Below are 10,530 nucleotides of genomic sequence, written 5' to 3'. Positions count from 1 at the left end.
GTCTACCTTGAACTTTGGGTAAAAGTAAAATCGGATTGGAGAAACAGTGACTTTTTAATCAAGAATTTCGGTTTCACGAATGAATAGTAAATAGTGTTAGTATAACCGCTGAAAAAATGAAAAACATAAAGATAATAAGTTATTTTTTCGGAGGGATAGGTTATGGAGCTTAACAGACTTTCGTGGGAAACTTTTACGAGAACGGGCGATATAGACGCTTATTTGCTGTATAAAACGGTAAGCGGTATAACGGAGCAAGAGGATAAGGATGATACATGGCAGAAATTAGAGCAAGAGGCATTATCATAAAGCAGTCCGATTACGGTGAGGGGCATAGAATGCTGACTGTATTTACGGAAGAATACGGGATAGTTAAGGCCGTCAGCTACGGTGTTAAAAAATCAAAGAGCAAAGCTGCCGCATCAAGTCAATTTTTGTGTTACGGTGATTTTGATTTTTACAAAGGTGTCGGAAAAGATATAATGACAATTAATAATATTGACACTCTTGACGGCTTTTATCCTGTTTCGGAAGATATAAAAAAATTATCCCTGTGCGTTTATCTTGCAGATATAACTTATTGTATTCTTGGTATGAATAACCCCGATTCGAGAATGCTGCATTTGTTTTTGAACAGCGTGTATGCACTTGCGTACCGTGATGAGCCGATGGACAAGGTTAAAGCGGTGTATGAACTCAAAATGATGAGTATAGGCGGATATTCGCCACAGCTTAATGCGTGTGTGTCATGCGGAAGTAATGAGGTGTATGCGTTTGACTTGCTAAAGGGCGGAAGTGTGTGCAGAGCGTGCGGCGGCAAATATATTGTTAAGTTGGATAAAAATCTTTACAGAGCATTGGATTACATAATATATTCAGATGATAAAAAAATGCTCAGTTTTAATGCAAGTGACGGATTGATGAAGTTGCTTTGCAAAATCGCCGAACAGTATGTTGAACTTCAGCTTGACCAAAAGTTTTCAAGTTTGGATTATTATAAAACAATGCTCACTATGTAATTGGTTAGTTTACATAAAAGTATTTATATATTTATTGAAAAAACAATGTTTTTTGGTTAAAATAGATAAAACGTTAAAAAATAATAAAAAAAGCTTGCAATTCTCTCTGCGATGATGTATAATATTACGGTATTATAGATTAAATTTCGTGGAGGTGTAAAAAAGTGCCAAACATTAAATCAGCTAAAAAGAGAGTAAGAGTTACAGAAAAGAAGACTCTTATCAACATGGCTCACAAGACTGCTCTAAAGACAGCTATCAAAAAGTTTGAAGCTGCTGCAAAGGCAGGTAACAAGGAAGAGGCTCAACAGCTTTTCAACGAAGCTGCAAAGAAGCTTGACCAAAGTGTAAACCGCGGTATTCTTCACAAGAACAATGCTGCAAGAAAGAAGTCACAGCTTGCTCTTAAACTTGCAAAACTTGCGTAAAAGTCATTTAAAGGAGTTACAATTTTGTAGCTCCTTTTTTTGTACACAAAGGGGAAACTATGCAAATAAACAGATTATTTGAAATTATATACATATTGCTTGACAAAAAGACCGTAACGGCTAATGAATTGGCAAAGAAATTTGAAGTATCAAGCCGTACGATTTATCGTGACGTTGAAATCCTGTCGGGTGCCGGAATACCGATTTACACCACCAAGGGCAAAGGTGGCGGAATATCTATTCTTGATAATTTTATACTTGACAAGTCGGTTATATCAAAGGAAGAACAAAGTGCGATAATAACGGCACTTACTGCTATGTCAGTGTTGCCGAATGTTGAAAAAACAGGCATTGCGGATAAAATGTCATTACTTTTTAAATCTAACGACAGTTCGTGGATTGACGTGGAATTTTCGGATTGGAATGTGAAACAAAAGAATTTTTTCGACAAAATAAGAGATTCGATAATTGAACGATTTGCAGTGAAACTGAAGTATATAAACAGTAAAGGCGAAATTTCCGAGCGTATTGCAGAGCCGCTTAAACTGTATTTTAAAAGTAAATCGTGGTATCTTATCGCATATTGCAGAAAAGCCGATGATTACAGAATGTTTAGGTTGTCACGAATAAGGGATGTTGAAGTGACAAACGAACATTTTGAACGTGAAATGTGTGAATATAAATATGATAATGACGATGAAAATATTTGTGTTAATGTAAAATTGAAAATAAGCAAAAATGCCGAATACCGTGTTTATGACGAATTTCAAGACGCAGAAAAAACAGCGGACGGTGATTTTATTGTGAATATGTCATATCCTGAAAATGAATGGCTTTACGGCTATATAATGTCGTTTGGGGAGTATGCGGAAGTACTTGAACCAACATACATAAGAGATATAATTAAAACGAAAATAGAGAAAATGATAAACAATTATTTATAATATGACATAATGATGTCATATTAGGTGTGTTATACTTCTTGTATCAAGTTAAAGGAGGATAACAAAATGGAGTATGAAATTGTAAATCTCGAAGAAAAGAAAGCAGTGGGCATATCAGCCGTAACCAACAACAAATCACCTGAAATGCCGAAGATTATCGGTGGTTTGTGGGACGAATTTTATAAAAAGGTCTACGGTGAGATTAACGACAAAGCGAATAACAAATCAATCGGTATGTATCATAAGTATCAGCCAAACGGTGACTATACCGTTTCAATATGTGCGGAGGTGAACAGCACAAATCAGAATTACGAAGTGATTACAATACCAAGTGGAAAATATGCTAAATTTATTGTAAAAGGCAACGTTGTTACGGCGGTGCAGGAATTTTGGCAAAAGGTTTGGAATATGAACCTTGACCGTTCGTTTGTGTGTGACTTTGAAGAATACCAAGCAGGTGACGATATGGATAATATGGAGATACATATGTACATTTCTCTTAAATAATTAGATTGACAATTCCTTGTGATGATGATAAAATTTTCACAAGGAATTTTTTATTGAGAGGATGAAAATAATGGCTATAACAAAAGAATTGTTCGGAACATTGACAAACGGACAGGATATAACCGCATATTTACTTGATAACGGAAACGGAGTAAGTGCGAGAATTTTAAATTACGGCGGTATTGTCAGAAATCTTTATGTAGAGGACAAGAACGGTGTTAAAACCGACGTTGTGCTTGGACGCGAAACGATGGAAGATTATCTAAATAACGACGGTTTTCTCGGTGCACTTATCGGCAGACACGCAAACAGAATTGCAGGCGGCGAATTTGAGCTTAACGGTACAAAATATAATGTAGGACTTAATGAGGGCAAGAACAGCTTGCACGGCGGAATAAACGGCTTTGATAAAAAGGTTTGGAGTGCGGAAGAAGTTGACGGGGAAGAACCGTCATTGAAACTTTCAATCGTGTCAGAGGACGGTGAGGAAGGTTTTCCTGGAACACTTAAAGTAACTGTTACATATACTCTAACAAAGGGAAATGCACTGAAAATTAATTACAGTGCGGTGACAGACAAGGATACAGTGGTGAATCTTACAAATCATTCTTATTTCAATCTTGCGGGACACGCAAGCGGTACAATCGATAATCAGATACTTCAAATCAATTCGGAATTTTATACACCGAACGACAGTGAATGTATGCCGACAGGCGAAGTACTTTCTGTTATGGGTACGCCGTTCGATTTCAGAGCACCAAAGCCGATAGGACAGGATATAAACGCAGATTTTGAGCAAATAGAAATGTTCGGCGGTTATGACCACAACTTTGCGATTTCGGGCAGAGGTTACAGACTTTGTGCCATTGCAAAGTGCCTTGAAAACGGCATAACAATGGAAGTGTATACAGATAAACCGGGTGTTCAGTTATATACATCAAACGGACTTCCGGAGGGAATATATAAAGAAGGTGCAAAATACAGTACACATCAGGCATTTTGTCTTGAAACACAGTATTTCCCAAACGGTATGAAGAACAGTCACTTTATTGCTCCTATTTTAAAGGTCGGCGATGAATATAATTTTACAACAGAGTACAAATTTATTGTAAAGTAACAGATATTAAAGTAGGCTTTTTGCGTTATTTGTAACATTTTTAATTGACTGATTATACAGTGTGTGGTATAATAAAACAAAGTGGAATGTTTTAAGGAGGGGTTTTGATGTCATACAAAGAAATGACTAAAGAAGAATTACAGGAAATCCGCAAAGAAGTTGCGGCAAAATATGATGAGCTAAAGGCTAAGGGTTTAAAACTTGATATGTCAAGAGGTAAGCCGAATACCGAACAGCTTGATATTTCTATGGGAATGATTGATACACTTACCGACTACAATCTTGTAGGTGAACAAGGCGTTGACTGTCGTAACTACGGTGTGCTTGACGGTATAATTGAGGCTAAAAGACTTCTAAGTGCAATGATTGAATGTCCCGTAGACAATATTATAATTTACGGTAATTCAAGTCTTAATGTTATGTATGACACAGTTGCCCGTTCAATGACGCACGGTGTTATGGGCTCAACTCCATGGGCAAAGCTTGATAAAGTTAAGTTCTTGTGTCCTGTACCTGGATATGACAGACATTTTGCAATTACAGAATTTTTCGGTATTGAAATGATTAATATTCCTATGACTGAGGACGGACCTGATATGGATATGGTTGAGGACCTTGTTTCAAAGGATGAGGCAATCAAGGGTATTTGGTGTGTACCGAAGTATTCAAATCCTATGGGTATAACATATTCTGATGAAACAGTAAGACGTTTTGCAAATCTAAAGCCGGCGGCTGAGGATTTCAGAATTTATTGGGATAACGCATACTGCATACATCATCTATATGAGGATCACCAAGACCACATTCTTGAAATTCTTGAAGAATGTGAAAAAGCAGGTAATCCTGATATGGTATTTAAGTTCTGTTCAACATCAAAGGTTACATTTCCGGGTTCGGGTATAGCCGCTATTTCAGCGTCAAAGGCTAACCTTGACTTTATTAAAAAGCAGATGTCGGTACAGACTATCGGTCACGATAAACTTAACCAACTTCGTCATGCAAGATTTTTCGGTGACTTCAACGGTATGCTTGAGCATATGAAAAAGCACGCAGATATTATAAGACCTAAGTTTGAAGCTGTGCTTGAGATGCTTGACAAGGAACTTGGAGATTTAGGCATAGCAAAATGGACAAAGCCAAACGGCGGTTACTTTATCGGTTTCGATACTATGGACGGTTGTGCTAAAAAAGTTGTCGCTATGTGTAAAGACGCAGGCGTTGTTATGACTCCGGCAGGTGCAACATATCCGTACGGAAAAGACCCTCACGATTCAAATATCCGTATTGCACCGACATTCCCGTCAACAGAAGAATTAAAGCAGGCATGTGAAATTTTCGTTACTTGCGTAAAACTTGTAAGCCTTGATAAAATTCTTGAAACAAAGTAATTAATTAATGATTAAATGAGCGTTTACAGAACGCTCATTTTTTGTTAGATAAAATTGACAACGGTATTGTTTTATGATAAAATTATAATTCAATGAATATTATGTTATCATAACTAATGATAAACAGTCGAAAGGAGCATTGAAAAGTGCTTGAACTTAAAAATATAAGTTGGGAAATTCCCGATGGAGATAAAATTTTAAAGGGTATAGATTTAGAAATACCTGACGGCAAAATGACCGTTATAACAGGTCCGAACGGTGGCGGTAAAACTTCTCTTGCAAAGATTATCGCAGGACTCGAAGTGCCTAATTCGGGTGAAATTTTGCTTGACGGTGAGAATATAACCGATTGGGATATTACAAAACGTGCTAAAAACGGCATTGCATACGCATTTCAACAGCCTGTTCGTTTTAAGGGAGTTACAGTAAGAGATTTGCTTAATCTTGCGGCAGAGAGAACATTGTCCGAAAGAGAGATATGCTCTGTACTCGGTGAAGTCGGTCTTTGTGCAAGAGATTATATTGAAAGAGATGTTGACGCAAGTCTTTCGGGCGGTGAAAGCAAGAGAATTGAGATTGCTACCGTTTTATCGCGTGAAAATGCGAAGATACTTGTATTTGACGAGCCTGAGGCAGGTATTGACCTTTGGAGCTTTACAAGTCTTATTGACGCGTTCCAAAAACTTAAAAACGAAAGCGGAAAATCCTTGCTTGTAATATCGCACCAAGAACGTATACTTGAAATTGCGGATTATATAGTTGTGATTGCGGACGGTAATGTTCGTGCATTTGGTGAGGGTAAAGATGTTCTTCCTCAACTTTTGAAAGAAGAAAAAGAGTCAAAGTGTCCTCTCGGTAAGGATAAGAAAGGAGAGAACAACTGATGAATGAAACAACAAGAGAATTTTTGAAAATCGTTTCCGACATTCAAGGCAACGAACTTGAAAAGGCGGCATTTAACATTCGTGAGGACAGTCAGTGTGCTGGCAGACAATCTACTCCGAATATAAAGATTGATTCAAAAGAGGACGGACCGGGTCTTGTTATACACATAAGCAAAAATGCACAAAAGGAAACAGTTTATATACCGGCTTGCGTTACGCATGGTGATGTAGACGACCTTGTATATAATGATTTTTATGTTGAGGCAGGTGCAGACGTTATTATTGTTGCCGGTTGCGGTGTGCATACATCAGACGGTCACGACGCACGACATAACGGAATACACCGTTTCTTTATCGGTAAAGGTGCACACGTTTTGTATAAAGAAAAGCATATCGGAACAGGTAAAGGTGTCGGAAAAAGAACGATTGATCCTGTAACAGATGCATATCTTGAAGACGATGCCGTACTTGAAATGGATACAATTCAGCTTAGCGGTGTTGATTCAACTGTAAGAAAAACATCGGGTAAACTCGGTGCAAGAGCAAAGCTTATCATACACGAAAGAATTATGACAGACGGTGACGAAAAGGCTAAAACTGAATTTGAGGTTGAACTTAACGGTGAAGATTCTGGTGTTGATTTGGTGTCACGTTCGGTTGCAAAAGGCAATTCGTATCAGGAATATCATTCGACAATAAAGGGTAACTGCCGTTGTACGGGACATTCCGAATGTGACGCAATACTTGTCGGAAACGGTAAGGTTAACGCCGCACCGGCTTTGTTTGCAGGCGATATTGACGCGTCACTTATACATGAGGCGGCAATCGGAAAAATCGCAGGAGAACAGCTTATAAAATTGCAGACTCTCGGTCTTACTTCGGAAGAGGCGGAGGCAAAGATTATCGAAGGCTTTTTGCGTGGTTAGGAATAGTGCACCATTCTGTTGAATGGTGTATTTTCGTATGAAATTATTAGGAAGAAGTGGTCATCTTGAGGCAAATTCCTCAAAATTATTTGTTTAGTAAGATTGATTTAAAAAAACTTATTGTACCGCTTGTAATAGAACAATTTTTGACTATTGCTGTCGGTCTTATAGATTCAATGATGGTTGCGAGTGTCGGAGAATCGGCGGTATCGGCAATATCGCTTGTTGATACTGTAAACATACTTATTATAAATATATTTACGGCACTTGCAACAGGCGGAGCTGTTGTTGCAGGGCAGTATATAGGAATGAAACAGGAGCATAATTCCTGCAAAGCGGCAAACCAAACGCTTATATTTACAACGCTTATTGCACTGTTTGTAATGATTGCGGTATATGCTCTGAAAAATTTTATACTTCATACCGTTTTCGGACAGATTGAAGATGATGTTGCAAATTATGCAAATACATATTTGCTGATAGTGTCGGCGTCAATTCCGTTTATCGGAATGTATAACGCGGGTGCGGCTATATTCCGTGCAATTGGAAATTCAAAGGTTTCAATGAACACATCGCTTATTATGAATCTTGTAAACATAGTCGGTAATGCGATACTTATTTACGGTTTTCATATGGAAATTGCCGGTGCGGCAATACCAACGCTTATATCAAGAATAGTTGCGGCGGTTGTGATTGTTGTAAGACTTGGAAATCAAGATTTACAGATACATATTGACCGACCGTTTAAGCTGAAATTCGATTGGCGAATGATTAAAAAGATACTTAGAATAGGAATACCGAATTCGCTTGAAAACTCAATGTTTCAGCTTGGTAAAATATTGGTGCTTACAATAGTAACGGCATTCGGCACAAGAGCTATAACCGCAAATGCGGTATCAAACACAATAGCAATGTTTCAGATACTGCCGGGTATGGCGATATGTCAGGCTATATTAACCGTATCAAGTCAGTGTGCCGGTGCAAACGACTATAAACAGCTTGATTTTTACATAAAGCGACTTATGAAAACGATATATGTGTTTGTCGTTGCAATAAATGTAGTTGTGGTTGCGATACTTCCGCTTATATTAAAAGCGTACAATTTATCAAGTGAAACAACTGAGATTGCAAAACAAATTATATGGTATCACGCAATCTGTACTTGTACGATATGGCCGCTTTCGTTTGCATTGCCTAATTCACTTCGTGCCGCAAATGACGTAATGTTTACAATGATAGTTGCAATTTTGTCGATGTGGATATTCAGAATAGGTGCAAGCGTGGTAATAGCCAAATGGCTCGGATTTGGTGTACTCGGTGTATGGATTGCAATGACGATTGATTGGTTTGTCAGAGCAATTATATTTGTAATACGATACAAATATAAAATAAAAAGTAAATGCAAGATTTAAAACTACCTCATTTTTTATGAAAGAGAATACGAATAATATATTGAAAGATGAAGTTAGAAGAAAGAGTGGCAGAAGCCACAAATGATAAAAAACTGAAAAATGATTTAATCGGTGAATACCAAAATTTCATCTTGGCAGCTGCAAGCAAGACGCTTAAAAGAAGTGTTACGACAAGTGATGATGAGTATATCATTGCTATGATGGCTTTCGGCGACGCGATTGACGGCTATAATGAAAATAAAGGTAATTTTCTCGGCTTTGCAAAGACTGTTATACGAAACAGAATTATTGACAGTATAAGGCGTGAGGCAAAACATAATTCAGTGCCGTTTTCTGCGTTGGAAAAAGAAAATTCAGACGGTGAAACGATTGAATTTGAAATACATACCGTTGATAAAAGCGATTTGAAGTGGGAAATCGAATCACTTACGGAGGAACTCAGCAATTTTGAAATATCATTTTTTGAACTTGCGGAGGTCAGTCCGAAAAGTTGTAAAACGAAACGGCTTTGTTTTGATGCGGTGAACTATATTATAAACAACAGTGAACTTGTCGATATAATTATGAATAAGCACATATTGCCGATAAAAGAGATTACCGATAATATAAAGCTGAACAGAAAAGCTATCGAACGTCACAGGAAATACATAATAACGGCGGTTATTGCTATAACTCAGGATTATCCTGCCATTGCCGAATATTTCAATATGAGGGAGGTGTGAAATATGAGCGGAGTTATTGTGTCCGTGAAGGGCAGATATGCGGTTTTGCTTACAAAAAACAGCGATTTTATAAAGGTAAAAAACAAAAATTATTCTGTCGGCGACAAAGTGAAAATACCGCAGTATAAAGGGCAAATCCTTGCGGCTGCGGCAAGCTTTATTGTTGTGTGCGGCGGTATAAGTTCATATTTTGTGCCTGCAAAATATATGAGTGTGGATATTAACCCAAGTGTTATGATGACGATTAATATTTACAACAGGGTTATTAATACAAAACCGCTTAATGATGACGCGGAGATATTGCTTTCAAAAACCGATGTAAGCGGTATGAGTGTGTCGGACAGTATGGACGAACTTATAAAAAAGTCGGAAGAAATCGGATATTTGAATGAGCATAATAAAGATGTTATCGTTGAAGTGGTTGACGGTATAGGCAAAATTAAATTGCCGGATAAAAATTACGGTGATGTAGAGGTTATTATTGAAAATGCCGATAAAGCCGATTTGAAAAATGCAAAAGAAATGGGTGTATCTATTGCAAAAGCAAGAGCTATTGCCGAATATACGAAACAAAACGGCGGCAGTATAGAAGAAAATGTGCATAAACTTGAAAATCAGTCTGTAAAAGAGATTAGAAGAAATCTTGAAAATAAATCGGAAGTCAAAACCGAAAGCAAGACTGAAAATAAAGCAGAAGTTAAACAGGAAAGTATACCTGTTCAAAAATCTGAAAACAAGAATATTTCAAATAGTGTACAAACACTTCAACCGACCGTTCGAACAAAAAACGAAACTGTACCGACAAAAGAAGTAAAAGAAGTAAGCAGAGTTACAAATGTAAGACAATCGAAAAATATCGACACAGTGAGTGAAAAGGTTAATACTTTGATTACAGAAGAAAAGTCGAATGATACGATATTTGATAATTCTGTAACAAAAACATTGCCTGATCCGATTCAAGAAGAAACTAAAATTACAGATAAGCCACAGGTAAAAAATGATACTGTACCCGAATCTGAAGAGCCTACGGTTAGACCGATACATGAAGATAAGTATAAATCGGACAATCAATGTGAAATAGTTGTTCCGTCGGAAACAGTTAAACCTATAAAAACGACAGAGCCGAAACAAGACGAGCCGAAATCAGAAATAAAACCACAGACAAGTCACGGCGGTCATACAA

At 37.4% G+C, this 10,530-nt stretch carries 12 protein-coding genes; all 12 read left to right on the top strand.

The window, feature by feature from the left end; all coding sequences use genetic code 11:
* The first annotated feature begins 162 nt into the window (after nt 1–162).
* Nucleotides 163–309, top strand: a complete 147-nt coding sequence (locus ACLTU0_RS08365; RefSeq protein WP_022229496.1) for a YqzL family protein — start codon at nt 163–165, stop codon at nt 307–309.
* Nucleotides 276–1,019: a DNA repair protein RecO gene (gene recO / locus ACLTU0_RS08360; RefSeq protein ID WP_022229497.1), complete on the top strand. Its 744-nt coding sequence runs from the start codon at nt 276–278 to the stop codon at nt 1,017–1,019. The genes ACLTU0_RS08365 and recO overlap by 34 nt, the downstream gene beginning before the upstream one ends.
* Nucleotides 1,020–1,183: 164 nt before the next feature.
* Nucleotides 1,184–1,447 carry a 30S ribosomal protein S20 gene (gene rpsT, locus ACLTU0_RS08355; protein WP_117965903.1) on the top strand — a complete coding sequence of 88 codons (264 nt, stop codon included), beginning with the start codon at nt 1,184–1,186 and terminating at the stop codon, nt 1,445–1,447.
* A 59-nt stretch (nt 1,448–1,506) separates the two neighbouring features.
* Complete coding sequence (locus tag ACLTU0_RS08350) at nt 1,507–2,391, top strand: YafY family protein (RefSeq protein WP_337870045.1); 885 nt, start codon at nt 1,507–1,509, stop codon at nt 2,389–2,391.
* A 66-nt stretch (nt 2,392–2,457) separates the two neighbouring features.
* Nucleotides 2,458–2,898, top strand: a complete 441-nt coding sequence (locus tag ACLTU0_RS08345; RefSeq protein ID WP_022229500.1) for a GyrI-like domain-containing protein — start codon at nt 2,458–2,460, stop codon at nt 2,896–2,898.
* A 70-nt stretch (nt 2,899–2,968) separates the two neighbouring features.
* Nucleotides 2,969–4,015 carry an aldose epimerase family protein gene (locus tag ACLTU0_RS08340; protein WP_022229501.1) on the top strand — a complete coding sequence of 349 codons (1,047 nt, stop codon included), beginning with the start codon at nt 2,969–2,971 and terminating at the stop codon, nt 4,013–4,015.
* 104 nt (nt 4,016–4,119) lie between these two features.
* Complete coding sequence (locus ACLTU0_RS08335; RefSeq protein ID WP_118445677.1) at nt 4,120–5,403, top strand: aminotransferase; 1,284 nt, start codon at nt 4,120–4,122, stop codon at nt 5,401–5,403.
* 146 nt (nt 5,404–5,549) lie between these two features.
* Nucleotides 5,550–6,287 carry an ABC transporter ATP-binding protein gene (locus tag ACLTU0_RS08330; protein WP_022229503.1) on the top strand — a complete coding sequence of 246 codons (738 nt, stop codon included), beginning with the start codon at nt 5,550–5,552 and terminating at the stop codon, nt 6,285–6,287.
* Nucleotides 6,287–7,213 (top strand): SufB/SufD family protein, encoded by a 927-nt coding sequence (locus ACLTU0_RS08325; protein ID WP_022229504.1) that lies wholly within the window; start codon nt 6,287–6,289, stop codon nt 7,211–7,213. The genes ACLTU0_RS08330 and ACLTU0_RS08325 overlap by 1 nt, the downstream gene beginning before the upstream one ends.
* A 65-nt stretch (nt 7,214–7,278) precedes the next feature.
* A complete protein-coding gene (locus tag ACLTU0_RS08320) occupies nt 7,279–8,625 on the top strand; it encodes an MATE family efflux transporter (RefSeq protein WP_412322025.1) in 1,347 nt (448 codons plus the stop codon).
* Nucleotides 8,626–8,672: 47 nt separating this feature from the next.
* On the top strand, nt 8,673–9,347 hold the full coding sequence (locus ACLTU0_RS08315) for a sigma-70 family RNA polymerase sigma factor (protein WP_412322024.1): 675 nt from the start codon (nt 8,673–8,675) through the stop codon (nt 9,345–9,347).
* Between the two features lie 3 nt (nt 9,348–9,350).
* A partial coding sequence (locus ACLTU0_RS08310) for an anti-sigma factor domain-containing protein (RefSeq protein ID WP_412322022.1) occupies nt 9,351–10,530 on the top strand: 1,180 nt, incomplete at its 3' end.

The organism is Hominilimicola sp. (genome assembly GCF_046972485.1).
GTDB classification, from domain to species: Bacteria; Bacillota; Clostridia; order UBA1381; family UBA1381; genus Hominilimicola; species Hominilimicola fabiformis.
The sequence above is the reverse complement of the archived record's forward strand: the minus strand, read 5'-3'. Positions and strand labels throughout refer to the sequence as shown.